At 59.6% G+C, this 23,420-nt stretch carries 22 protein-coding genes and 1 riboswitch; of the genes, 11 read left to right on the forward strand and 11 right to left on the reverse strand.

From position 1 onward, the window contains the following. Position 1: 1 nt before the first annotated feature. Positions 2-610: a TetR/AcrR family transcriptional regulator gene (locus J0X03_RS11790; RefSeq protein ID WP_033643085.1), complete on the reverse strand. Its 609-nt coding sequence runs from the start codon at positions 608-610 to the stop codon at positions 2-4. A 223-nt stretch (positions 611-833) separates the two neighbouring features. On the opposite strand from J0X03_RS11790, the gene J0X03_RS11795 reads away from it, so the two are divergent. Beyond that, positions 834-2,330: an MFS transporter gene (locus J0X03_RS11795; RefSeq protein ID WP_230079600.1), complete on the forward strand. Its 1,497-nt coding sequence runs from the start codon at positions 834-836 to the stop codon at positions 2,328-2,330. Between the two features lie 2 nt (positions 2,331-2,332). After that, the gene (locus J0X03_RS11800) at positions 2,333-3,718 is read left to right on the forward strand and encodes an MmgE/PrpD family protein (RefSeq protein ID WP_033650510.1); all 1,386 of its coding nucleotides are present in this window, start codon (positions 2,333-2,335) and stop codon (positions 3,716-3,718) included. A 45-nt stretch (positions 3,719-3,763) separates the two neighbouring features. On the opposite strand, the gene J0X03_RS11805 is transcribed toward J0X03_RS11800, so the two are convergent. After that, positions 3,764-4,078, reverse strand: coding sequence for an ArsR/SmtB family transcription factor (locus J0X03_RS11805; protein WP_033643082.1), 315 nt, complete (start codon positions 4,076-4,078; stop codon positions 3,764-3,766). A 186-nt stretch (positions 4,079-4,264) separates the two neighbouring features. On the opposite strand from J0X03_RS11805, the gene J0X03_RS11810 reads away from it, so the two are divergent. Beyond that, complete coding sequence (locus J0X03_RS11810) at positions 4,265-4,687, forward strand: MAPEG family protein (RefSeq protein ID WP_129993072.1); 423 nt, start codon at positions 4,265-4,267, stop codon at positions 4,685-4,687. After that, positions 4,684-5,040 (forward strand): thioredoxin family protein, encoded by a 357-nt coding sequence (locus tag J0X03_RS11815; RefSeq protein WP_050594418.1) that lies wholly within the window; start codon positions 4,684-4,686, stop codon positions 5,038-5,040. Before J0X03_RS11810 ends, J0X03_RS11815 begins: the two co-directional genes overlap by 4 nt. Here J0X03_RS11815 and J0X03_RS11820 read toward each other — a convergent pair. The 5 genes from J0X03_RS11820 to J0X03_RS11840 form a co-directional block, all read right to left on the reverse strand. Further along, positions 5,021-6,556: a phospholipase D family protein gene (locus tag J0X03_RS11820; RefSeq protein WP_160204300.1), complete on the reverse strand. Its 1,536-nt coding sequence runs from the start codon at positions 6,554-6,556 to the stop codon at positions 5,021-5,023. The genes J0X03_RS11815 and J0X03_RS11820 overlap by 20 nt on opposite strands. Positions 6,557-6,642: 86 nt before the next feature. Then, positions 6,643-7,434: an AraC family transcriptional regulator gene (locus J0X03_RS11825; protein ID WP_033643079.1), complete on the reverse strand. Its 792-nt coding sequence runs from the start codon at positions 7,432-7,434 to the stop codon at positions 6,643-6,645. Positions 7,435-7,791: 357 nt separating this feature from the next. Further along, on the reverse strand, positions 7,792-8,109 hold the full coding sequence (locus J0X03_RS11830; RefSeq protein WP_033643078.1) for a cupin domain-containing protein: 318 nt from the start codon (positions 8,107-8,109) through the stop codon (positions 7,792-7,794). 233 nt (positions 8,110-8,342) lie between these two features. Beyond that, complete coding sequence (locus J0X03_RS11835) at positions 8,343-10,313, reverse strand: FAD-dependent oxidoreductase (protein WP_116286847.1); 1,971 nt, start codon at positions 10,311-10,313, stop codon at positions 8,343-8,345. A 17-nt stretch (positions 10,314-10,330) separates the two neighbouring features. Further along, complete coding sequence (locus J0X03_RS11840; RefSeq protein WP_230358673.1) at positions 10,331-11,503, reverse strand: MFS transporter; 1,173 nt, start codon at positions 11,501-11,503, stop codon at positions 10,331-10,333. Positions 11,504-11,684: 181 nt separating this feature from the next. Between J0X03_RS11840 and J0X03_RS11845 the strand changes: the two genes are divergently transcribed. Beyond that, positions 11,685-12,554 (forward strand): LysR substrate-binding domain-containing protein, encoded by an 870-nt coding sequence (locus J0X03_RS11845; RefSeq protein ID WP_116286849.1) that lies wholly within the window; start codon positions 11,685-11,687, stop codon positions 12,552-12,554. Positions 12,555-12,644: 90 nt separating this feature from the next. Here J0X03_RS11845 and J0X03_RS11850 read toward each other — a convergent pair whose 3' ends face one another. Genes J0X03_RS11850 through J0X03_RS11860 form a run of 3 tightly spaced genes read right to left on the reverse strand, consistent with a single transcriptional unit; the run spans position 12,645 to position 15,279 of the window. Beyond that, the gene (locus J0X03_RS11850) at positions 12,645-13,184 is read right to left on the reverse strand and encodes an EAL domain-containing protein (protein WP_160204299.1); all 540 of its coding nucleotides are present in this window, start codon (positions 13,182-13,184) and stop codon (positions 12,645-12,647) included. Then, on the reverse strand, positions 13,142-13,402 hold the full coding sequence (locus J0X03_RS11855) for a hypothetical protein (RefSeq protein WP_160204298.1): 261 nt from the start codon (positions 13,400-13,402) through the stop codon (positions 13,142-13,144). Before J0X03_RS11855 ends, J0X03_RS11850 begins: the two co-directional genes overlap by 43 nt. After that, complete coding sequence (locus J0X03_RS11860; RefSeq protein ID WP_160204297.1) at positions 13,399-15,279, reverse strand: diguanylate cyclase domain-containing protein; 1,881 nt, start codon at positions 15,277-15,279, stop codon at positions 13,399-13,401. Before J0X03_RS11860 ends, J0X03_RS11855 begins: the two co-directional genes overlap by 4 nt. Before the next feature lie 180 nt (positions 15,280-15,459). Further along, positions 15,460-15,535: riboswitch (Fluoride riboswitch) on the forward strand. Between the two features lie 40 nt (positions 15,536-15,575). Here J0X03_RS11860 and J0X03_RS11865 point away from each other — a divergent pair. From J0X03_RS11865 to eno, 3 genes are read left to right on the forward strand one after another with little or no spacing between them, the layout of a single operon-like run. Continuing rightward, positions 15,576-16,541 (forward strand): DHH family phosphoesterase, encoded by a 966-nt coding sequence (locus J0X03_RS11865; RefSeq protein WP_160204296.1) that lies wholly within the window; start codon positions 15,576-15,578, stop codon positions 16,539-16,541. Positions 16,542-16,544: 3 nt separating this feature from the next. After that, positions 16,545-16,973 carry an adenine nucleotide alpha hydrolase family protein gene (locus J0X03_RS11870; RefSeq protein WP_160204295.1) on the forward strand — a complete coding sequence of 143 codons (429 nt, stop codon included), beginning with the start codon at positions 16,545-16,547 and terminating at the stop codon, positions 16,971-16,973. Positions 16,974-16,989: 16 nt separating this feature from the next. Then, positions 16,990-18,273 (forward strand): phosphopyruvate hydratase, encoded by a 1,284-nt coding sequence (gene eno / locus J0X03_RS11875; RefSeq protein ID WP_160204294.1) that lies wholly within the window; start codon positions 16,990-16,992, stop codon positions 18,271-18,273. Here eno and J0X03_RS11880 read toward each other — a convergent pair. Further along, positions 18,270-18,677 (reverse strand): MerR family transcriptional regulator, encoded by a 408-nt coding sequence (locus tag J0X03_RS11880; protein WP_033643072.1) that lies wholly within the window; start codon positions 18,675-18,677, stop codon positions 18,270-18,272. The genes eno and J0X03_RS11880 overlap by 4 nt on opposite strands. A gap of 70 nt (positions 18,678-18,747) precedes the next feature. Between J0X03_RS11880 and J0X03_RS11885 the strand changes: the two genes are divergently transcribed. From J0X03_RS11885 to J0X03_RS11895, 3 genes are all read left to right on the forward strand, one after another. Beyond that, the gene (locus J0X03_RS11885) at positions 18,748-19,968 is read left to right on the forward strand and encodes an NADH:flavin oxidoreductase/NADH oxidase family protein (protein WP_160204293.1); all 1,221 of its coding nucleotides are present in this window, start codon (positions 18,748-18,750) and stop codon (positions 19,966-19,968) included. A 505-nt stretch (positions 19,969-20,473) separates the two neighbouring features. Next, positions 20,474-21,856 (forward strand): diaminobutyrate--2-oxoglutarate transaminase, encoded by a 1,383-nt coding sequence (locus J0X03_RS11890; RefSeq protein WP_071845182.1) that lies wholly within the window; start codon positions 20,474-20,476, stop codon positions 21,854-21,856. Positions 21,857-21,874: 18 nt separating this feature from the next. After that, the gene (locus J0X03_RS11895; protein WP_069100365.1) at positions 21,875-23,344 is read left to right on the forward strand and encodes a pyridoxal phosphate-dependent decarboxylase family protein; all 1,470 of its coding nucleotides are present in this window, start codon (positions 21,875-21,877) and stop codon (positions 23,342-23,344) included. The last annotated feature ends 76 nt before the right edge of the window (positions 23,345-23,420 follow it).

Genomic DNA, 23,420 nt, shown 5'->3' on the forward strand with positions numbered 1-23,420 from the left:
ATCAGCGACATCCCAGCAAACGCATGAATTCCTGCGCCAGCGCAGGCCCCAGCCCTTGGCGGTCGGCGTCGGGGTTGACCATGACGTCATCCACGGCACCATGCATGCCGTGATACATCAAGATGGCGGTCAGATGCGGATTCTCCAGACGCCAGGCGCCCGCCGCTGCGCCATCGTTTAAAATCGTCAGGATCTGCTCCAGCACGGCATCACGATCCTGATTGCCTCGGGTATGATAATGATGATCGTGATACAACGCATCGTGCAGTTCCATGCCTTCAAAATAGGTCGCCACGCCGGCATCACACCAGGCTCTCAGACGCGCCAACCAGTCATCCGGCGCGCATTCATCGATAGCCAGCTGAATTTTCTCGATAAAGTGATTGGTGAAACGTATACGTAAAGCGGACAACATTTCATTTTTGGACGGAAAATAGTGGTAGAAGGTCCCTTTGGCGACGTTGGCGTCGCGGACGATATCGCTGATGGTGGTCGCTTCAAACCCTTTTTCGATAAACAGCTTCTGCGCCGCATCCATCAATTCATCCAAGCGCACTTCCGCCGGTTTGGTTCGAGGCTGTGTTTCTTTCATCTTCTCTTTTGTCTTCATATCAACATCCACTAGGAGTCCAGCGGCCATCGTAACCAATGTTGTTGCCATTGACCAGCCGGCCTATCTCAGTGAAATCAATATTTACGCTCCATTGACCGACGGTCAGTCATAATATAGGATGAGAATAGTTTTCACTATCACCCCCATCTCAATAAGGAGCCCCACTATGTCCGGTATGCGCAGGATTTCGCTCGTTGCCGCCATCTGTCTGGGTACATTTATGGCGTCGCTTGATATCAGCATTGTCAATGTGGCGCTGCCCACGATGCTGGAATCGCTACAAACCGACATGTCGGGCCTGCAGTGGGTCGTTGACGCCTATGCCCTTTGCCTTTCCGCGTTAATCCTTTCCTCCGGTCCGCTGGGCGACAGATTTGGCCGCAAGCGTATTTGGCTGTACGGCGTTGCATTGTTTACCGTCGGTTCGATCGTTTGCGCATTCGCCTCCTCTCTCGGCATGCTGCTGACGGGCCGGGTGATACAAGGGATCGCCGGCGCAGCCGTTATCCCTGGGGCATTGTCGTTATTGACTCATGCTTTTCCGGAGGAACAGTTGCGCACCCGCGCGATCGGGATCTGGTCTTCGGTCAATGCCCTTTCGCTGGTGATTGGCCCGGTTTTGGGCGGCTTGCTGGTGCATACCACCGGTTGGCCAGGCATCTTCTGGATCAACATTCCGGTTGGGATCGTCGCGTTGATATTGGGCGGTTGGGGGCTGCGAGAAAGCTCGCATCCTGAGCACGCTGCGCTTGACCCGCTGGGGCAAGGGTTGAGCATCTTGTGGCTTGGCGCGCTGACCTACGGGCTGATTGCCGCCGGAGAATTCGGTTGGCACAGTGTGCAATCGCGTTTTCCGTTGTACGCCGCCCTGGCGCTGTTTGCGCTGTTTCTCTGGGTGGAAACGCGGGTCAAACGCCCCTTGCTGCAGCTGAGCCTGTTTCGCAACGCCGATTTTAGCGGCTATAACCTCGCCTCTTTTGTACTCGGTTTTTCCGCTTACAGCAGCGTCTTCTTCGTCTCGCTATTCCTGCAACAAGCCCAGGGCTGGAGCCCCGCCGACACCGGTTGGCGCATGGCGCCGGAATTTCTCGCCATGGCGCTGGCCGCTTCCGGTTTTGGCCGCCTGTCCGCCAAACTGAGCGTGAACTCGCTGATGATCGTCGGTTATGGCCTGATGGGCGTTGCCCTGCTGTTGCTGACGCAACTGCACGCCGATTCGCCTTACGCTCTGGTGGCGCTCTATTTGGCCCTGCTCGGTTTCGGCATGGGGCTGTCCATGCCGGCGACAAGCGCCTTGGTGATGCGCACCGTTGCGCCGCAACGTTCCGGGATGGCGTCGGCAACGATGAACGCGCTGCGACAAACCGGCATGACGCTGGGCATCGCCTTGTTGGGCACGCTGATGAGCATGAAAGCGGTGACTACCTTGACTGCGGCTTTGCAAACGCAAGGCGTGGAACAGGCCGCCGCAATCGCCCGGACGGCGGTCATCGAACAACAGCAAACGGCCGTTGATGCATTGAGCGCGAGCCGCATGCAAGCGCTGACGCACAGCGCCTTCGCCGATGGTTTCGGGATCGCCATGCTGTGTGCCGGATTACTCAGCATCGTGATGACCGTGTGGCTGCTGATCATGCTACATCCGCGTTTCCGTCTGCATCCTCAGGCCGGAAACGCCGTGCTGAACAAGTCACCTGAACGACTGAACGAGGAATGAACATGACAAAATTATCGGTCGACCCGATCGAAGAATTGATCGCTTTCGCTTCGCAGGTAGATGCGTGCATGATTCCCCCCGCCGTCCTGGCATTCCAGTGTAAACGGCTCATGGATAATCTTGGCTGTCTCGCCGCCGGCTACGATCAAAGCGGCGTTGACGCGGCGCTGTCGCTGGCCAGACGCTGGAGCGGCAACGCCGAAGCCAGCATTATCGGCAGCGAAGAACGGCTCGCCGCGCCTCAGGCGGCGTTTGTCAACGCCGTACGCGCTCGCGCGCTCGATTATTGCGACGTGCTTTCTCCTGGCTGGCACCCCAGCTCCTCGGATATTCCTGTGGCCCTGGCGGCTGCGGAACTGTCGGGCGCTTCCGGCCTCGACACCTTGGCTGCGTTGGCCGTTGGGCAAGACTTCGCTCAACGCATCAACCTCGCCGCGCAGGCGAACGGCTTTTTCTACCGCGGATTCGACTCGAACATCCTCGGCCTATTTTCCGGCGCAGCGATCGCCGCCCGCCTGTTGCGCCTGGACCTGCACGCCTTTACCGACGCTATCGGCCTGGCTTTCGATTTTGGCATCGGCACCTTCCAACACTACCAGGACAAGACGCTGGCGGTACGTATCAGCCAGGGATTGGTGGCTCGCCATGCGCTGGAAGCGGTTTTAATGGCGCAGGCTGGAATAAGTGGCCCTAAACGCGTCCTGAGCGGCGAGAACGGATTTTTCAATCTCTATGCCCCGGGCGAACCCGACCTGGGATTGCTGACCCACCAATTGGGCTCCGCCTTTCTGGGTGAAGAAGCGACCTGTTTCAAACTCTACCCGCACTGCAGCATTCTGCTGGCGCTGACCGAAGCGCTGTTGAACGACGGCCCGCATCGGCAGTTGTCCGATCCCGCACGGGCGAAGATCACTCTGCATGCCTCGCCGACCATGCGCATGGTCTGCGGCGCGCCATACGAGCCGCAGAAAACGGCCGAAATCGATGCGCAGTTCAGCGCGCGTTACATCATCGCCAATGCGCTGCTGCGCGGCCAGGCCAGCGCACGTGAATTCAGCGCGGCTTCAGCGACAGAACCTACGGTCGTTGCTCTGGCGCAGCGTATCGAAGTTCATGAACAACATGCCTTCGATAGGTTTGACCGCTTCGAACTACACATCACGCCGGAGCAGGGTGATACGCTGCGGCTCGAGGCCGAGTTTGGCCGCGGCTGGCCGGAGAATCCGGCCGACATGCAGGATATTCGTGAGAAATTTCTTCACTGCTGTGCGCAATCACCCAGTGAGGGATTACGCCTCAATGCGCGAAAACTGATGGCCTGCATCGAGAATCTGGTCGAAGCGCCTTCGTTACAAGCCTTGTTGGCCGCAACGCGAGAAGTGCGCTAGTCCCGACGCACTTCGCCGGCGTCAAAGCGGCGATCGCCGGCCCCCTCACTTCGGCGCGTAAATCTCTCTGAGCGTGGCGATCACTTTCGCCACGTTTGGGTCATCGATGCGGTAAAACAGGGTTTGCGCTTCGCGTCGGTACGTTACCAGACCTTCATTGCGCATTTTCGCCAGGTGCTGCGACAGCGCCGATTGGCTGAGCGGCACCAACTGTTGTAACTCCCCCACGGCGATCTCATCGTGTTTCAATAGCAGGCAAAGCACCAGCAAGCGGTGTTCGTTGCCTATCGCTTTCAACAGCCTGGCGGCTTCAATCGCCCCTTCATTCAAAAAGGGATCCTGCTTAGCTTTTGCATTCATGGTCAATCACGGCCCCGTCATCATTCAGCCGCATTATAGCGGCTTTCAGGCGCCGGCACAGCATTACATTAGCATCTATTAAATTAGATATTGCTAATTTATACAATTCTAATATAACCTTATATTCAAGCCGAGCGGCTCTCCCTGAGGCCGCAGGCTCTTTCCCAACACAAGTGAGAATGCGTTATGAATATGCCAACCCTGGTACTGCTGGCGTTTGCCGGCTGGACATTATTGATTCTATTCGGCACCGTCGGTGTTTATCGCTGGTCCCGAATTTTAACCGGCCGCGCCACGGTCAGCGAATGGCAAGCGAACAAACCGCAGGGCAGCGATGGCTACCAGCGCGCCATTGCGGCGCATCGCAACTGCATTGAAAATTTGCCGGTTTATACCGCCCTCGTTGTAGCGATAGCCGTATTTCAGGTGGAAAGCACGACGCTGAATATCTTGTCTCTGGCCCTGCTCGGCGCGCGCATGGCGCAGAGTCTGGTTCACATCGGTTTCGAGCAGACGGAGAAAGTCGCCACCTGGCGCTTCGCTTTCTTTTTCACGCAAATCGTCACGATGATTTGGATGGGGATAGAGATCGTCAGGAGCCTGCCATGACGATCACGAACCTGGCAGAGCCCCATGAGGTGACCCGTTTCCTCTATGACGCAGACAAACCCGAGGGGCAGCGGGCCATCCTCTACTTTTCCGCCTCCTGGTGCCGCCCTTGTCAGAATATGCAGGGGATCGTCGAACAGTTGCACCGTCACGCCAACGAGATCGCCTTCGGCCGCATTGACGTCGCGCAGGCGCCGACGGTCGCCCCTGCGTTCGGCATCAAGTCCGTGCCCTCCCTCGCCCTGTTTGAGGATGCGCGCCTCATCGCAATCATCGCGGGCGAGGTTCCCTTGCAACGGCTGTTACACCGGGTGGCGACGGCCTTCGCCGGCGTTACAGCATCCACTCGATAGGCAGCCAGCCGGCCACGGTAAGAACGATGCGTTTTACCCAGCCGGCGCCGGGTTCTTGCTGGTGCACCTGGGTGTGGCCGTCTTCGAAGGCTTCTTTCCACACCATTTTGCCTTCGGGTGTCAATACCGGCCGATAGGCGGCGTATTCGAGCGGGCCATCAAACAGTTGGCGGGTGTCGGCCGCCAGCGACGGGCTATCGATCAAGAATCCCATTTCGCAGTTCAGGTGCGCCGAGCGCGGATCGAAATTGAACGAGCCGATAAACACCCGTTTGTCATCGATGGCGAAGGTTTTAGCATGCAGCGCCGCACCGGACAGCCCCAGCGGCTTGAGTTCCTTGCGCCCCGTCGGTTGCCCGGCGCGCAGCTTCAGCTCGAACAGCTCGACGCCCGCCTGCAGCAGCTCACGCCGGTATTTGGCGTAGCCGGCGTGGACCACCAGCACGTCGGTGGTGTTCATCGCGTTGGTCAGTACGCGGATGGATTTTCCCTGCTTGGCAAGCGATTCAAAGAAGGTTGCCCCTTCCCGCCCCGGCACGAAATAGGCGGAGACCAGATCCAATTGCCGGCTGACGCCGCCGATGATCTTGCCCAGTTGCGTCACCATCAAGCGATCGCGCGACGCTTTGCCCAATCCCTTCGCCGGATCGTCGGCCACCAGCTCTACCTGGGTGAATTCCGGCTGCACGGCGCCATCACGAAAGCGCACCGCACTGGTTTCCAGCTGCACCGCCAATTTACGGGCGCGCTCGCTGGTTTCGGTTGCGGCAGCCTGCGTCAGGAATGCCGAGAGGTTGCCCTGGCCCCGGATAATTTGCTCAACGCCGAATACCGAGGCGCTGTTCCAGTAGCGATCGAAGACATCGGCGGTCTCCGCCACCACGCTGCCGACGCTCAACACGTCGAGATCGAGGAAATAGTTCTCGTCGCCGACCTGGAAATACTCATCGCCAATGTTGCGGCCGCCGATGATCGCCACGGCGCCGTCGACGATGTAGGACTTGTTATGCATACGCCGGTTCATGCGCATAAAGTCGAAGGCGTAACCGGCCAGCTTCGGCGTACGTACGGTAGACGGGTTGAACAGACGGATCTCGACGTTTTTCTGCGCGTTCAGCGCCGCCAGCGTCTCATCCATGGCAACGCCGTTATCGTCCAGCAGCAGCCGCACACGCACGCCGCGTTGGGCCGCGTCATACAGGGTTTTCAGCAGGATCTGCCCGGAGGTGTCGTTATGCCAGATATAGTACTGGGCATCGATCGACCTTTCCGCCATCCGCGCCAACGCCAGGCGGCTGGCGAACGCATCGTGGCCGCTGACCAGCGGCACCACGCCGCTCAGGCCGGGGTGTGCCGCCATCTGTTCGGCGGCCCGCGCCGGCAATAGCGCGGCAGGATCCGCCGGCAAGGCCGCCTGCGGCAGACGCTGCGAAATATCCGGCAAACGAAAGATGACTCTTGCCGCAATAATGGCGATCGTCACGGCGATAATCAGGTACACGACAATTTTTATCACGGGAAGCGGCCTCGGAGGTTGACTGCTTTGCTTTATACGTCATTAGGTTGCTTCAATCTATAGGAGAAGCGCGCTCTGCAATACGGCTATAGCGTAAAGCGCGAAGGCGAAACGCCAAACAGTTTTTTAAACGCCACCGAATAGGCGCTGTGGCTCTCATAACCGCTTTCGAAAGCGGCGTGTATGATGGAGTGGCCGGCCAACAGCAGCGGAATGGACGACAGCAGCCGCAGACGCTGTTTCCACTGGCCAAAGGTGATGCCGGTTTGTTGAGTAAAGTGACGCTGGAAGGTTTTCGCGCTGATCGACAGTGAATCCGCCCAGATCTCAATGCCGCGATCGTCGGCCGGCGTGATGACCAACTGCCGGCAAATGGCGGCCATTCTCGCTTCCATCGGCCAAGGGAGATGCAGCGCCAGCTGTGGCTGCAGGCTCAGTTCCTCGAGGAACAGCGCTCTGAGCAGCGCGTGGCGTTTGGTTTCCTCGCCCTCGGGTGCCAGCGTCGCCAGTTGGGCGATCAGCTCCCGCAGCAGCGGTGACACCTGCAAAACGCCGTCGCGCAACGGCAACCGCGCGGCGGTGAATTCATCGACAAAAATCCCGTAAACGCAGATATTGCTCTGCATGACCAGTTGATGCTCCACGCCCGGCCGCAGCCAGACTGCGGTGGTTGGCGGCACGATCCAACGCCCGCTGCCCGCCTCGACCGCCATCACTCCCTGTTGCGAATAGAGCAAATGGCAACGTTTATGCGAGTGGAAAGGAACGACAAAGCCTGCCGGATAGTGTTTCACCAGCCCTGTCACCTCGAACGAGGAATTCTCGTGGCTGCTCAGGTTGATGCGTTTCGTTTCGGCGTTGTCGACTTCGAATCCCATGGTCGTTTGTCCCTTTTGATAACGCGAATGTCTTTTATTTGATAGAGAGGCCGCATGATCCTCCATATAGTGACGTTCTCGCAAGCCACACCAGGGGCCTTATGCGAATAAACTCACTATGACACCCACATTTCATCGTTCTGCGTGGTAACGGGGCGATGACATTGTGCATGCGCTGCACAATGGCGGCAACGTTGCGGGGGCGACGGAGGCCGAAAGTGATGGAAAGGGAAAGCGCGGTGGATTGAATCAGGAGGTTTATGCCTAGTCAGCAGGTAGCTTAGCCTGGGGGGCGGCTCAATGCTGAAGGGATAGGGAGAGCGCCTAGGCTCTCCGCTATCCCTTCTTGTCAATACGTCAACGGGCCAGTTCGGCGCCGTCCAGCTCGGAAATCGCCAGACAAATCACTTCCGTTATGGCCTCTACCGTATAGGCGGTATTGGCAGGAATGATTAACATCTCATGAGGTTGCAGCGTCTGATCGTCAACCTTCAGTTCACCGCTCAGCACCATCAGTTTCACCCATCCCGGATGAAAACGCGCCGGTTGTCGGCTGCCCGCATCCAACTTCAGCAACGCCGTATGGCCCGGCGTCTCCCGTTTCAAAATATGAAAGCGCACCCCATCGTAAGGCATGTTTTCGTAATGCAGTGACGCCAGTGTTCTCTTATGCATGGTAAGTGTCCTCGTGACCTGTGAGTAGCTGCTCCGCCTTCGGTCGCCGTAAAAACGTTTGGCGGCTGTCCCTACCGAAAGCACCGTCTCGCAGCCTCTTGGCGAACGGATTAACTGTCGTGCTTGCAGCGGCCTGTACGGCCACCGCTTCATGCCTAACCTGCCTCAGGCATGCTAATAAATATATAAGAGCCTCGCCAACGGCGCAAAAAACCACTGCAACGTTGAGCGCATTACGGTGTTAATCCGTAGTCGGAAAGATTATCCAGCAGCCCGATCAGAGAGAAGAACAGCGCCGTTTGCCGAGGATCGCGCCAGCCATCGGCAAAGTCCGCCATCAGCCACAGGACTTCGTCGAGAAACAGATGCTCTACCGCCTGATGCCAGCTTTGCACTTCGCCGGCCGTCAACGCGACAGACTCACCGTACCCCGTCAAAAACAGCCGCCATTCCCGTACGGTGAACACGCGGTCGGGCGCCGAGTCCAGTGCGTTGTGGAACAGCAGCAGGACCAGCGCCAGATCGAACACGCGCGGCAAAAACAGCGCGTTGTCGGGGTCGATCAGCACTGGCCTATCCTGCGCGACATAAATCAGATTATCGGCTTTAAAGTCATAGGGCGTTTCCACGCAAGGGAGACCCCGTGCGCTAAGCGCCGTCTGCCGCCCGGCAATCTGCAGCATACGCGTTTTTAGCGCCTCGATGTCGAGCGTCAGCCCCTGGCTTGCCGCATGACTGGCGATCTCGTCCAGATCCGCCGAGATATCGTCTTCAGTCAGTGCATACTCGTCATAAACCGCCAGCCCGGCGTTATTGTCTGCCGAAGATAACGCGTGGATCCTTCCCAACAGCCTGCCCGCCGCGATAATCTGCTCATCGCGGCCCGCATATTTTTCTCCCGCCACAAAGGGATAAACCACCCACATACTGCCCGCTATCTCTTGCGGACAGGCCGTCGGCGCCACGACGTCAACGCCCTGACGATGCAACGCGGTGAGATACGCCGCCAGCGCCTGGGCTTCGCCCGACGTCGGACGGGTGCGCTTCAGGACGTGCTCCCCTATCTTATAAACCGGCGCATAGGGATAAAGACTGAGCGGCGGCTGCGCGGTATCCAGCGCGAACCGACCGGCAATCGCGATGATATCCCCCCCTTCACCCCCATCATCAATAAATCGCGCCGGGCGGTAACCGTGAGGAATGGCGGGATTAACGCCGTGCAACAGCTCGTCGCTGACCAGCCGACCCAACGTCGGAGCGCACATCACGGCCGGATGCATCACCGCCACATAGAGACAGGTGGCGCCCAGCGGCCCGAGGATGGGATAACCGTCGCGCGGCCTGGGGCGCAGCCCCACCGAACACGCCTGCAGTTGCAATGGCGCCGAGCCGTGCAGGCGGTTTTGAATCGCCGATCGCGCGTCCTCTTCCACGCGTTTGACATCGCCGCCCGCAGGATAATCCTCCGCCGCGAGCAGATCGCCATTTTGCGCATGACGCGCTTCGATGTCGTCGCCCGCAATCAGCGTGTTCACCGCCTGCGCCGCCGCGTGATAGCGCAACAAAATTGCCGGCGACGCCTCGATCGGCAACAAGAATTCGCTGCCGTCCAGCAGCGCCGAGATCCCCGTACCGCAGGCGAGCACTACCCGTTCGGCGGCGATCGCGCCCTCCTCGGTAACGATGCCGGTTATCTGACCACCGGCCTCGCGCAGAAATCCGCTGACCGCACGTCCCAGAAGCAACTCTCCGCCCAACGCGCCTACCCGTTCGAGCAGCCGCTGTGTCACTTCTTGCGGATCGACCGCGCCATCGCGCGCCGCAAAATAGGCCTGGCTATCGGGCAGCCCGAGCGCCGGCTCCAGCGCCATCACCTCGGCGGAGGACAGACGCCGATTGTCGGGGTTTTGCGTCGCCGGCGCCTGACCATAGCTGAGCGCGCCGGACCAATTCACCCACAATTCCGGGATCTCCTGCGTCAGCCGCACCCAGTCAGCCACGATCTCGCGCCGCAGAAACGCATCGGGAGCGCCCTCTGGCACGCCTTCGCTGATCCAGCCGAACGAGCTGCCTGTGGCCCCCGCCGCGGGATGCGCCTGCTCAACGACGATAACGCGCTGCCCCTGACGCGCGAGATGATAGGCGATCGATGCCCCGACAATCCCGGCGCCCACGATAACAATGCGTGATGATGTTCCATTCATTTAATGATGTCCGTACCTCATTTCAAATGTTGTCGCCAAAGCAAGCAGGCCGCCAGACAGGCTACCCCGCCGCCGCAGGCCAATACGGCATAAGACGCGCCCCAACTGTGGGTGGTATCCATCACCACGCCAAAGGAGAAAGGGGCGAACGAACCGATGCCGAACCCCAGCAACGATCGCCAGCCCATCACGCTGCCGAGCTGTTGCGGCGGTACGTTGTCCGCCATCGCGGCCGACAGCACGCCGGAGTCGCCGAGAATAAAGAAACTGCCGATGCTGACGAGCAGCAGCGTCCAGCCCGGCCCCCAGTTCGCCGACCCTCCCATCAGCAGCGAACCCAACGCGCCGGCGGCGCCCATAAACATCAGCACCGACGCGCGATTGAAATAGTCGGAAACGGTGCCGACAATCAGCGTGGCGATCATGCCGGCCAGGTGGATCACCGCCGCGACGATCAATCCGGCGCTGAGCGGATCCAGAGAGAAACCGCTCAACGCCTCGCTGACCAGGCTGGGCGCCCAGGCCCAGTTGCCGAGCAGTTCCCAGCTGTGGGCGATATACCCGATCAGCAACAGCAGGGTCGCATAGGTGATAGCATAGCTCTCACGTTTCGTCCTCCTCTCCAGCGTGCGCGGCTGCGGTTCCCGATAACCGACCAGGGCCAACGATCCCGCCAGCGCTCCCAGTAACGCACCGGCGGCGCACAGAGAAAACGCCACGCCGGCGCCCCAGCGCATGGCGCTCCAACCGGCGATGAAAACCGACAGAAAATACCCCAACGAACTGGCCGCCAGCACCATGCCGATGGCATAACCGCGCCGCGCCGGACCGTTCATCCCCATCGCCAACAGCAGCGCCGGCGTATAAGCCCCGCCCTGCGTCAAACCGACGAAGGCCATCAACACCAACGCGCTGAGATAAGAATGGGCAAATACGGCGAACAGCATCAACGCAGCGGCGCCCAGCCAGGAGAACAGCAGATAAACCCGGCGGGCGCCCAACGAATCACACCACCAGGAGGCCACCAGCAACGCCAGGGCGTTGGTCAGGCTGAACACCGTCTGCACTGTGCCGGCCGAAGCGGCGTCGAGCTGCCACTCGCTCCTGATGGTCGGCAGCGCGCCGGCGAACATCATGGTGCCCAGACACAGACCCGCCCGGCTCACGCAAAGCAGATAAAAAGCCCGCATTTCAGCGCCGCCTCCCTGCCAACCGCAGGGGGAGAATAACGCCATTAACACGCATGACCGATAGCCAAAAGATCCGCATCATAAACTCAGCAATCAGAAGGAGATGCCTCATCATAGTGAGCAAAATCAAAGGCTGACAAACGATCTTTCTTCCCCCATTTGGTTGAGCTAGACTCAACCTATGAAAAAAATCCACTCCCTGCCGCACCTGTCCGCTTTCGAAGCCGCCGCCCGTCTCGGCAGCTTCAGCGCCGCTGCGGATGAGCTGTTTCTCACCACCGGCGCGGTCAGCCGCCATATTCGCAGTCTCGAAGCACAGCTGGGGATCACGCTGTTTTATCGCGGACACAAATCCGTGCGGCTGACGCAGGCCGGTGAGAACTTTTCCCGCACTGCGTCCCGGGTCATCGGCGAACTGTTTGCTGCGGAGAGCGCGCTGAAAGCGAGCGCCGGCCAGCAGCGGCTGGTGGTGCACAGCCTGCCGACGTTCACCATGCACTGGCTGATGCCGAAGCTGGCGGCATTCAATGAGCGTCATCCGGGGGTCGCGATTGATATCACCACCGGCATCGGCGCCGTCGATCGCAATACGCCGTTTGACGTGGCGATCCGGCGCGATCCCGCGCACTTCTCCGGGCTGAAAGCGCTCCCTTTCCTGCAGGAAGACAGCCTGCTGGTCTGCAGCCAGAGCTATTTGCACGCCAGACCGGTCATTGCGCCGGACACGCTTGGCGAGCATACCGCCATCCGCATCCGCGCCCGGGAAGATTTGTGGCGCAGCTGGCTGAATGCTTATCCGACGGCGCTGGACGCTTCGCCGCCGCCGCTCACGCTCGATCATACCTTCGCCGCCATTCAGGCGGCCGAAGACGGCCTGGGGCTGGCCGTTGTGCCTTATTTGTTCTGCGCCAAACACCTGTCGTCAGGCCGACTGGTGTCGCCTTTCCCGACGCTGACCATCCGAACCGGCGTCTATTCTCTGCTGCTGCGCGACCGGGACGATGACGTCGTGAGAACATTCGCCGCCTGGCTGCGCACTTACCAGGCCTGACCGGGTGACGACATTGACGGACAGTCATGGCCTGCGCCTGGGTGAGAATCGCCGGCGATTTCCGGTTGGCGCGCCATGAGCGGCGCTGCCTCAGGCATTTCGCCGCTGCTGCCCGTGAATGTCGACGAGCGCGCACAGCTTTTCCAACGTCACCGCCGGTGAAAAATAGAAGCCCTGTACGACATCGCACCGATACTCGGTCAGGTAGTGGAGCGACTCCAGGTCTTCCACCCCTTCCGCCAAGACTTCATAGTTGAGTTTATGCAGCATATCGATGATGCTTTGCACGATGATGCGGCTTTCCGCATCGCTCTTCAGCAGTCTTATCAGGGAGGTGTCCAGTTTGACGACGTCGGCGGGGATATGGCGCAGATAGTTTAAATTGCTGTAGCCGGCGCCGAAATCATCCAGCGCGATGCGATGCCCGTTGGCCTTGAGCGCATGCAGACAGGCCAACGCCGCGCTGCTTTCCTGAATGCGTTGCGACTCCAGGCACTCTATCTCAATGTCCCCCGCCTGCAGCCCGCGCCGGGTGATGGCTTCATTCAACCGCGCCGCAAAGTGCCGCTCGGCCAGATTGCCGGCCGTCACGTTGATCGAGATGGGAAACGCGATCCCCGCTTCACGCATTCGATCTCCTCGAACCCGACGTCAATGTGCTCGCGGATCCAAATCTTGCGCGTTCCGTGCAGGTAAATGAGGCAGCCCTCGGCCTGTAACATCTTGCAGGTGATCGTCAGCACCTGATGGATCGCGTCGTCATGGCCGGCGCCCAACCCCGCCAGCGCATCGATGGCCGCCAGGCGCTCGTCTTCGTTCTTACTGAGATGTCGTAAACATTGGCTCATAGCTCACAGATGGCGTAAGTGCCTTTGCCGGCGGATTTCGCCTGATACATCGCGCCGTCGGCGCTGGCCAGCAGCATTTCCGGCGTCACGTCCCCACTCGCAGAGATAGCGGCGCCAATGCTGGCGGACAGGCAGACCTTCTGCTGACCGATCTGCGAAATACCGGCCAGCTCCGCCAACACCTTTTCGCAAAACGCGCTGACCTCAGGCCGCGGCGCTGTCAGCGGCCACAGGATCACCGTGAATTCGTCACCGGCCAGACGCGAGACGCTATGGCGCTCGCCGGCGCAAGCGCTGAGCAATTTGGCGAACGTCTTCAGGATCAGATCGCCAAAGTCATGGCCGTAACTGTCGTTCATGCCCTTAAAACCATCGAGATCGATGAACAACAGGGCCATCTGCCGCTGATGACAGCAGACTTGCAACGTGCCCGACAACCGGCGCAGAAATGCGCGTCGGTTGGTCAACCCGGTCAGCATGTCGTGCGTGGCGTCATATTCCAATCGTTGCTGCAGCCGCTTCAACTCGGTGATATCCATGGAGAGAATGTAAAAGCCCTGAGCCTCGCACGGCACCAGCGTGGTATGGATCATCAGCAGCCCCTGCTGGGTCTGCAATTCGTTTTCGAAGCTGACCATTTCGCCCGCCAAAGCCCGCGCGATCATCGGCCGGGCCATCTGATACACGCTTTCCCCCATGAACTCGCGCACCGTCATGCCCTGCAGGCTAGCCTCTTCCAGACCAAACCAGGTCTTATAGGCGCTATTGGCGAACAGGTAGCGTTCATTGGCGTCGATCTGGCTGATTAACGCCGGCATATTGTCGGTAATGGCGCGCAGGCGTTCTTTTTCCGCACTGAGCTGAGATTCGGCGAGCACCCGGGTTTCTATCTCTTCGTTAAGCTGTTTGACCACCACGTTAAGCTCATGCGTACGAATTTCGACGCGTTCTTCCAGCTCATGCTGCAAGGCATACAGGTCGGCCTCCGCCGCCTTGCGCTCGCTGATATCGACGATGACCGAGATGAAATGATCCGGCTTGCCGTTCGGCAGCCGATTCAGCGCCACCGTCAGTTCCACCCATACGATCGTGCCATCGGCGCGGAAATAGCGTTTCTCCAGCGAGTAGGTGTCGATCTCGTTTCTCAGCAACTGCTGCAGTTTTTCCAGATCGGTGTTGAGATCGAGCGGATAGGTAATGTCCTGAAAGGTGCGATCCATCAGCTCGCGCTCGGAGTATTGCAGCATTTCACAGATGCGCGGATTGACCCGCAGCCAATACCCCTGCAGCGAAACCAGCGCCATGCCCACCGCCGCCTGAGAGAAAGTCTGTTCGAATAACGCCTCCGTGCGCTGCAGATCGGATTTCAGGTTTTCGGTATAGACGTTGCGTTCGATGCTCTGCAGATACTCTTCCACCACCGCGGCGAAGTCACGCAGGTCGGCCAGTTTATCTTGAGGAAACGACTGCGGGTGGCTGTCGATAATGCATAGCGTGCCGAGCGGCAACCCGTCGAGGGACAGCAGCTGTTGCCCGACGTAGAAGCCGATGCGCGGGCCACCGACCACCAGTGGGTTATCGAAAAAGCGCGGATCCTGCGCGGTATCGGGCACCACCAGCGCTTCGCGTTGCAGGATGGCATGGCCGCAGAACGAGATGTTGCGCGGCGTTTCCCGGACATCCAGGCCATAACGTGATAAAAACCATTGACGATCGCGGTCGATCAGTGACACCAGCGCAATGGTGACGCCGAAATATTTCGCAGCCAGCCGCGTGATGCGATCCAGCTTTTCTACTGAGTTCGAATCAAGCACGTTCAGCGAATCCAATACCGACAGGCGTTCGGCTTCGTTTTCGGGGAAGCATGGCTCGAGCATGTTGACTCCCATTGTGACACCCACGGATCCGATGCAGCCGGCCGGCGTGATTCCGTTCAGCCTATCCGTCGGTTAGCGGCAAATATCCTTGTCCATCATAGACTCACTCAGTATCAATCCGATTATGCATTCTCGCCAGCTTTGCCGGGCGTTGCGTTTGCCACCGCGCTGCGCTACAGTCGTTCACAAGGTGATGGTGTTCCACCTTTCCCAACCGCCGCGTTCGCTCGAACCGGATGATGACGCCTGATATACAACTTCGCTTTATTTTTTAGGCAGGTATGTCAGGAGTCGCTATGAATGAAATCTCACGTATTACCCCTTTTCCGTCCCAGCCTGATCTCGCCGTGCGGGAAATGCCGCTGTACGTTTTCGGCCATAAAAATCCCGACAGCGACAGTATCTGCAGCGCGCTGGTGGTCGCGGACTGGCTCAATCACCTCGGCAAACCGGCCGTCGCTTTCCGCCTTGGCGAATTGACGCCGGAAACCCGCTACATACTGGCCGCCGCCGGCGTACAGGCGCCTGCGCTGCTGACAGACGATCTCCGTGACCGCAAAGTCTGGCTGGTGGATTTTACCGACGTCGAACAAGGGCCGGCCTCATTGCCCGACAGCGATGTGGTCGGCGTTATCGATCATCACCGGCTGGGCACCTTGATCACCCGCAACCCGCCCGATGTCTGGATCCGCGCCGTTGGCTGTTGCGCCACCGTGATCCTGTCCATACTGACGTCAGATACGCCGATGCCGCTTTCTTCCGCCCAGGCCACGCTGCTGCTGGGCGCGATTTTGAGCGATACCGTTGCGCTGAGCGCACCGACCACCACCGAACAGGATCGGGTGGCGGTCGCGCGGTTATGCGCAATCTCTCACGTTGACTATGACGCCTTCACCGCCGGATTGCTTGCCGCCAAAACCGATCTTTCGAGGCAATCCGCCCCGCAGTTGCTGCACCGTGACGCCAAGAATTACCGCATCCATAGCGTCTCGCTGCTGCTGTCGCAGATAGAAGTGCGGGCTATGAGCGATATCGATCCGCTGTTGCCCGCGCTGCAACAGGCGCTCGAGCAGGCTAAGCAGGAGGCCGGGCTGGAGATGGCCGCGCTGCTGGTTACCGATATCACCCGCCACCGCTCTACCCTGTATTTCTCGTCGAACCGGGTGCTGGCCATTCGGCAGGTGTCGCTGCCCGGCATGACGAGCCGGAAAAAAGAGGTTTTACCGTGGTTAACCCTACAGATTGCTAACGCAGGGAGATAAGTCATGCCGCTCTATCAACATGCTTTACTGCTGGTGCAGGATGAACGCGACGGCCGGCTGCTGTTGCGCCACGCCGAACGCCTCAATCAGCAGATGAATACGCGCATTACCGTGGCGCACATCAGCGCCGACTATGCCGAGCTGGACTACCTCAGCGATGCACAAACCAAAGATCGCCAGTCCAGCGAGGAGATCGCCGCCAAAGCCATGCTCAGCCGCCTGGTGGAAGACTGCTCAATCCCCCTGGAGGTGCGCGCAATGGTCAGCATCCATCGCTTCAAAGACGTTGAAACCCTGATTGCCCGTGAAGGCGTCGATCTGTTGCTGCTTGGCCATCAGAACCGACCATTCGGCGTCTTTGCCTCCTTCGGCTTCGAGTTCGTTAACCATTTGTCGATCGACGTGCTGATAAAGCACGTGCCTACTCCCTAGAATGAGGTGATCATCCATGAGCTATGAAATTGAAAACGTAACCGCCAGAGAGATCCTAGATTCGCGCGGCAATCCCACCGTCGAAGTTGAAATGACTGCGGCGGGCGTCGTAGCACGGGCTTCGGTTCCCTCCGGCGCCAGCACCGGTTCGCGCGAGGCAGTGGAACACCGCGACGGCGATCCGCACCGTTACGGCGGCAAAGGCGTATTGGAGGCGGTGCACAGCGTCAAAACGGCGATCAACGAGGCGCTGCGCGGGGTGGATGTGCGCCAACAAGAGGAGATAGACCGCCGGCTGATCGCGCTGGACGGCAGCGAGAACAAGAGCCGATTGGGAGCCAACGCCCTGCTTGGCGTTTCTTTGGCGGCCGCCCGCCTCGCGGCGAAATTGTCGCAGCTGCCGCTGTATCGTTATCTGGGCGGTATCGGCGCCAACCTGCTGCCGGTGCCCTGCATGAATATCATCAACGGCGGCGTGCATGCCCGCTGGCAAGGCGCGGACTTTCAGGAGTTTATGATAGCGCCGCTGGGCGCGCCGTCGCTGCGCGAGGCCGTGCGCTGGGGCAGTGAAGTTTATCAGGCGCTGCGCCAAATCCTGTTGGAAAAAGGCCTGTCGGTCGGCGTCGGCGACGAAGGTGGTTTCGCGCCGGCGGTTGCCTCGAACCGGCAACCGCTGGAGCTGATCGTGCAGGCGATAGAGAAAGCCGGTTATCAACCGGGAGACGATATCGCCATTTGCATGGACCCGGCCTCGAGTGAATTCTATGCCAACGGCAAATACCGCCTGCGCAGCGAAAACGCTGAGCTGGATGCCGAACAGATGACGGCCTATTACCAGCGGCTGGTGCAAGATTTTCCCATCGTGCTGATTGAAGACGGTTTGGCCGAGGACGACTGGGCGGGCTGGCGCATTCTCAGCGACGCCCTGGGCGATCAGGTGGAACTGGTCGGTGACGATCTGTTCGTCACCAACGTGAAATACATCCAGCGCGGGATTGATGAAAGATTGGCCAATGCGGCGCTGATCAAGCTGAACCAGATTGGCACGCTGAGCGAAACTTTCGCCGCCGTGCAGCTTTGCCAGGCAAATGGCTGGGGCGCCTTTATCTCACACCGCAGCGGCGAAACCGTCGACAGCTTTATCGCCGATATGACGGTTGCGATGCGAGCCGGCCATGTGAAAACCGGCGCGCCGTGCCGCGGCGAGCGGATCGAAAAATACAATCAGCTGATGCGCATCGAAGACCAATTGGGCAGCGCGGCGGTATATGCCGGACGCGCCGCCTTTAAACACCGTTAATCTTTGCAGGCCGGCCACGCACCGGCCTGTTTTTCATTTTTTGCGCGGCATAATCCCGCCACGCCGGATTCCAACAGAATACGCCGCGTCGCCATCAACGTCTCACGCTGCTCGTTCAGCGTCGCCATCATCCGTTCGATTTCCGCCAGCCGGCTGTCGACGCCTTGCATCAACCCATCCTGATAGGCGCTGCCCTGCAGCGCCAATACCCCGCGGATCGCCTGCAGCGAGAACCCCAGATTCTGGCCGATTTGGATCAGGTGCAGCCGCTCCAACGCGCTTTCGCTATACACCCGATATCCGTTAACGCCGCGCACCGCTTTGGGCAGCAGACCCTGCTGTTCGTAGTAACGTATCGCCGAGGCGGCCATGCCGGCGCGTTCCGCCAACTCTCCGATTTTCATGCCCTATTGACCTTAAAGTTAACTTTAAACCTAGTATAGCGCCATTCCCCCTGCGACAGGAACGTACCCGATGTTTACCCCGCTGATTCTGCCCAACGGCAGCCGCTTACCCAACCGTTTGGCCAAAGCCGCGTTGGAAGAAAATCTGGCCGATGAAGGCCAACTGCCCGGCCCCGCACTATGGCGTCTGTATCGCCACTGGGGTATCGGCGGCGCCGGCCTCATCATCACCGGCAACGTGATGATCGACGGACGCGCCATGACCGGCCCCGGCGGCGTGGTGCTGGAACAGGATACGCCGCTCGAGGCGTTCAAAACCTGGGCGGCGGCCTCGCGCCAGGAAGGCGCGCAGGTATGGATGCAGCTCAGCCACCCGGGCCGTCAGGTGATGGCCAACATGGGCGGCAACGCCTGGGCGCCCTCCGCCATCCCGATGGCGATGGGCAAGTACAGCAAGGCGTTCGCGCAGCCGGAGGCCATGAGCGAAACGCAGATTACCGAGGTGATCGCCCGCTGCGCCGCCAGCGCGCACGCCGCCGAAAAGGCCGGGTTTACCGGCGTGCAGATCCACGCGGCGCACGGCTACCTGATCTCCCAGTTTTTGTCGCCGTTGGCCAACCAGCGCAGCGATCGTTGGGGGGGCGAACTGGCGAATCGCGCCCGTCTGCTGCTGGAGGTGGTGCGCGCGGTGCGCCAGCGTGTCTCGCCAGACTTTTGCGTGGCGGTGAAGCTCAATTCAGCCGATTTTCAGCGCGGCGGCTTTTCGCCGGACGAGGCCCGACAGGTATTGTTGATGCTCAACGAACTGCCGGTCGATCTGGTGGAGTTGTCGGGCGGGAGTTATGAAAGCCCGGCGATGCAGGGGGAAGCCGCAGACGACAGCACCCTGGCGCGCGAAGCCTATTTTCTGACCTTCGCCCGCGATCTCGCCGCAGTAGCGCGCATGCCGGTGATGACCACCGGCGGCATCGCCCGCCCGTCGGTGGCGCAACGGGTGCTGAACAGCGGCGTCGCGGTGGTCGGCATCGCCACCGCCATGGCGGAAATTCCCGATCTGCCGCGCCGCTGGCAAACCGGTGAAGCCCCTCATGCGCTGCCCGCACCGGTAAAATGGCGCGACAAAACGCTGACGCTGCTCGCCCGCATGGCGCTGATCAAGCGCCGCATGCACGCTCTGAGCCGCGATCGGACGCGCAACGTGCGCTACTCCCCGCTGTGGTCGCTGCTCATCGATCGGTGGCGCACCCGCCGCACTCTGCGGCGCTATCATGCCTGGTTACGGCAACGTTAATGACCGCGGCGCCGGCAGACACGCCGGCGCCGCACAAAAATCCCGCTGTTTTGATCGCGCTACGTAAAATCTGCAAGAAATCACCACTCTGGATACTGCGCTTTTAACGCTCGACTGCTTATATTCATCACAAATTTTGTGTATATAACCGCTATAGGACTTAAGGTGGTGAATAGATGAAAATAAGCCGCTATTTTCTATTTATGTTATTAATCGGAAATTCACCTTAATAATAAATGCATTAAAGAAGCAGCCAAAGGAAAGCAGAAAAGGATTTTTACGCAATGTTAAAGAAATGTTGTTTTTTGCCGGCAAAACCAACGGTCAACAAATCAACAACATATTGATGAGCCTAAGAAAAAACTAAACAATTCAAAACAAAATCGGCTATTGAGTCCCAGGCGAAAAAGCCATATATTGGTCGCGCTTTTCACAAGGCAGTTACTTTTCTAATTCATTAATTCAATCGTTGCGTCTTGAGACCTTCGGTTGTAGGAGAGATATGATGACGGATAAAGTCCGTATTGATACTTTAGTTGCAAACTCATTAAACGGAAACAATGAAACCTATTTGGCGCGTCAAGCCGAATTTGAGTCGAATGTTAGGAGTTATCCGCGCAAATTGCCGTTGGCAATTGCGAAAGCCCAGGGCGTTTGGATCACTGATGTTGAGAATAATCAATATCTTGATTGCCTGGCCGGGGCGGGAACGTTGGCTCTTGGACATAATCACCCCGACGTCCTGCAAAGCATCCAAAATGTCATTACCAGCGGCTTGCCGTTACATACTCTCGATCTCACGACCCCGTTGAAAGATCGTTTCTCCGACTACCTGCTCTCTCTGTTGCCGGGCGAAGGCAAAGGGTACTGCCTGCAGTTCTGCGGCCCGTCCGGCGCCGATGCGGTGGAAGCCGCGCTGAAGCTGGCGAAAAAACACACTGGCCGTTCCGGCGTGATCAGCTTCTCCGGCGGCTACCACGGCATGACCCACGGCGCGCTGTCGGTCACCGGCAACCTGTCGCCGAAAGCGGCCATCAACGGCATGATGCCGGAAGTGCAATTCATGCCTTATCCGCATGAATACCGCTGCCCGCTGGGCATCGGCGGCGAAGCCGGCGTCAAGGCGCTGACCTACTACTTCGATAATCTGATTAACGACGTGGAAAGCGGCGTGCGTAAACCGGCGGCGGTGATCCTGGAAGCCGTTCAGGGCGAAGGCGGGGTTAACCCGGCCCCGGCCGAGTGGCTGCAGCGCATTCGCAAAGTGACGCAGGAACACGGCATTCTGCTGATCATCGACGAAGTTCAGGCCGGTTTCGCCCGTACGGGCAAGCTGTTCGCCTTCGAACACGCCGGCATCGAGCCGGACATCATCGTGATGTCGAAAGCGGTCGGCGGCGGCTTGCCGCTCGCGGTGCTGGGCATCAAAAAAGAGTTCGATGCCTGGGAACCGGGCCACCACACCGGCACCTTCCGCGGCAACCAGCTGGCGATGGCCACCGGCCTGACCACCCTGCAGTACCTGAAGGAGCATAAGGTCGCCGACAAAGTGGCCGCTCAAGGCGAATGGCTCAAAGGCAAGCTGGCCGAGCTGCAGAAACGTTATCCGGTGATCGGTCACGTCCGCGGTCTGGGCCTGATGATCGGCATCGAGATCGTCAAGCCGAACGAAGCGCAGGATCACATGGGCTGCTACCCGGCCGATGGCGAGCTGTCCGCGCTGCTGCAGAAAAAATGCTTCGAATCCGGCTTGATCCTGGAGCGCGGCGGGCGCAACGGCTGTGTGCTGCGCCTGTTGCCTTCCCTGCTGATCACCAATGATGAGCTGGGTATTTTCCTGGATAAATTTGAGCAGGCGCTGTTGGCCGCCGGCGTCAAGCCAGTCTGATTGGAGCGAATGACCGCGATGTCCAAGTTAAACCCGATTCTGGCTTCCTCGGCGCACAGCGCCGAGGCTTACCGCCAGGCGATCGCACAGAGCAGTGAAGCCGTCGTGCAGTGGCTGCAACAGCCCGAGATGTATCAGGGCAAAAGCGTTGCCGAACTGCGCGAGCGCATCCAGCTCGACTTTACCCCGCAAGGCCTGGGCAACCAGGCGGCGATCGAGCGCGCCATCGAGTACTTTTTGAAAGACAGCCTGTCGGTGCACCACCCGCAGTGCGTGGCGCACCTGCACTGCCCGAGCCTGGTGATTAGCCAGGCCGCTGAAGTGCTGATCAACGCCACCAACCAGAGCATGGATTCCTGGGATCAGAGCCCGTCGGCCACGCTGATCGAAATGAAGCTGATCGAGTGGCTGCGCGCCCAGGTCGGTTACCAGCCCGGCGACGCCGGGGTGTTCACCAGCGGCGGCACCCAGAGCAACCTGATGGGGCTGATGCTGGCGCGCGATGCATTCTTCGCGCGTCAGGGCCACTCCGTGCAACAGGACGGTCTGGTGGGCGATCTGCGCAAGCTGAAAGTGTTCTGTTCTGAAAACGCCCACTTCTCGGTGCAGAAGAACATGGCGCTGATGGGCCTCGGCTACCAGTCCGTCACGCTGGTGAAAACCGATCGCTTCGCCCGCATGGACGTGAACGATCTGGCGGAAAAACTGGCGCAGGCCAAGGCTAACGGCGAGCAGGTGATGGCGATCGTCGCCACCGCCGGCACCACCGATGCCGGCGCGATCGACCCGCTGCGCGATATCGCGCGGCTGGCGGCGGAGCAGAAAATTTGGGTGCACGTGGATGCGGCCTGGGGCGGCGCGCTGCTGCTCTCCGAGCAGTACCGCGACTACCTGGACGGCCTGGAGCTGGTGGACTCCATCACCCTGGACTTCCATAAGCAGTTCTTCCAGACCATCAGCTGCGGCGCCTTCCTGCTGAAAGACGAGCGCCACTACGAGCTGATGCGCTATCAGGCGGCCTACCTGAACTCCGAATTCGACGAAGCGCAAGGCGTGCCGAACCTGGTCTCCAAATCGCTGCAGACCACCCGCCGCTTCGATGCATTGAAGCTGTGGATGGGGCTGGAAGCGCTGGGGCAGAAGCAGTATGCCGAGATCATCGATCATGGCGTCTCGCTGGCGCAACAGGTGGCGCGTTACATCGCCGATCAGGAATCGCTGGAACTGGTGATGCAGCCGCAGCTGGCCAGCGTGCTGTTCCGCTACCGTCCGGCGCAGCTGGCGGCGAACGGCGACGCGGCCGTCGCGCTGTTTAACCAGCGTATCGGTGACGCCTTGCTGGAATCGGGCCGCGCCAACGTCGGCGTGACCGAGTTCGATGGCGTAACCTGCCTGAAGATGACGCTGCTGAACCCGATCGTCACGCTGGAAGACATCAAGCTGTTGCTGGCATTGGTCGAGAAAACCGCGCAGCAGCTGCCGGCGTAACCCTCTGCCATTGCACATTAAAAGCCGATAACCTGGGGTTATCGGCTTTTTTATCGCGCTCACGCCGGGCGTGCGC

The sequence above is a fragment of the Serratia ureilytica genome (assembly GCF_017309605.1).
Classification (GTDB): Bacteria; Pseudomonadota; Gammaproteobacteria; order Enterobacterales; family Enterobacteriaceae; genus Serratia; species Serratia ureilytica.

What these genes read in the sequence shown, in the direction of transcription:
- J0X03_RS11790 (WP_033643085.1), bottom strand. Translation starts at nt 610, where the DNA reads ATGAAGACAAAAGAGAAGATGAAAGAAACACAGCCTCGAACCAAACCG.
- J0X03_RS11795 (WP_230079600.1), top strand. Translation starts at nt 834, where the DNA reads ATGGCGTCGCTTGATATCAGCATTGTCAATGTGGCGCTGCCCACGATG.
- J0X03_RS11800 (WP_033650510.1), top strand. Translation starts at nt 2,333, where the DNA reads ATGACAAAATTATCGGTCGACCCGATCGAAGAATTGATCGCTTTCGCT.
- J0X03_RS11805 (WP_033643082.1), bottom strand. Translation starts at nt 4,078, where the DNA reads ATGAATGCAAAAGCTAAGCAGGATCCCTTTTTGAATGAAGGGGCGATT.
- J0X03_RS11810 (WP_129993072.1), top strand. Translation starts at nt 4,265, where the DNA reads ATGAATATGCCAACCCTGGTACTGCTGGCGTTTGCCGGCTGGACATTA.
- J0X03_RS11815 (WP_050594418.1), top strand. Translation starts at nt 4,684, where the DNA reads ATGACGATCACGAACCTGGCAGAGCCCCATGAGGTGACCCGTTTCCTC.
- J0X03_RS11825 (WP_033643079.1), bottom strand. Translation starts at nt 7,434, where the DNA reads ATGGGATTCGAAGTCGACAACGCCGAAACGAAACGCATCAACCTGAGC.
- J0X03_RS11830 (WP_033643078.1), bottom strand. Translation starts at nt 8,109, where the DNA reads ATGCATAAGAGAACACTGGCGTCACTGCATTACGAAAACATGCCTTAC.
- J0X03_RS11835 (WP_116286847.1), bottom strand. Translation starts at nt 10,313, where the DNA reads ATGAATGGAACATCATCACGCATTGTTATCGTGGGCGCCGGGATTGTC.
- J0X03_RS11840 (WP_230358673.1), bottom strand. Translation starts at nt 11,503, where the DNA reads ATGCGGGCTTTTTATCTGCTTTGCGTGAGCCGGGCGGGTCTGTGTCTG.
- J0X03_RS11845 (WP_116286849.1), top strand. Translation starts at nt 11,685, where the DNA reads ATGAAAAAAATCCACTCCCTGCCGCACCTGTCCGCTTTCGAAGCCGCC.
- J0X03_RS11850 (WP_160204299.1), bottom strand. Translation starts at nt 13,184, where the DNA reads ATGCGTGAAGCGGGGATCGCGTTTCCCATCTCGATCAACGTGACGGCC.
- J0X03_RS11855 (WP_160204298.1), bottom strand. Translation starts at nt 13,402, where the DNA reads ATGAGCCAATGTTTACGACATCTCAGTAAGAACGAAGACGAGCGCCTG.
- J0X03_RS11860 (WP_160204297.1), bottom strand. Translation starts at nt 15,279, where the DNA reads ATGCTCGAGCCATGCTTCCCCGAAAACGAAGCCGAACGCCTGTCGGTA.
- J0X03_RS11865 (WP_160204296.1), top strand. Translation starts at nt 15,576, where the DNA reads ATGAATGAAATCTCACGTATTACCCCTTTTCCGTCCCAGCCTGATCTC.
- J0X03_RS11870 (WP_160204295.1), top strand. Translation starts at nt 16,545, where the DNA reads ATGCCGCTCTATCAACATGCTTTACTGCTGGTGCAGGATGAACGCGAC.
- eno (WP_160204294.1), top strand. Translation starts at nt 16,990, where the DNA reads ATGAGCTATGAAATTGAAAACGTAACCGCCAGAGAGATCCTAGATTCG.
- J0X03_RS11880 (WP_033643072.1), bottom strand. Translation starts at nt 18,677, where the DNA reads ATGAAAATCGGAGAGTTGGCGGAACGCGCCGGCATGGCCGCCTCGGCG.
- J0X03_RS11885 (WP_160204293.1), top strand. Translation starts at nt 18,748, where the DNA reads ATGTTTACCCCGCTGATTCTGCCCAACGGCAGCCGCTTACCCAACCGT.
- J0X03_RS11890 (WP_071845182.1), top strand. Translation starts at nt 20,474, where the DNA reads ATGACGGATAAAGTCCGTATTGATACTTTAGTTGCAAACTCATTAAAC.
- J0X03_RS11895 (WP_069100365.1), top strand. Translation starts at nt 21,875, where the DNA reads ATGTCCAAGTTAAACCCGATTCTGGCTTCCTCGGCGCACAGCGCCGAG.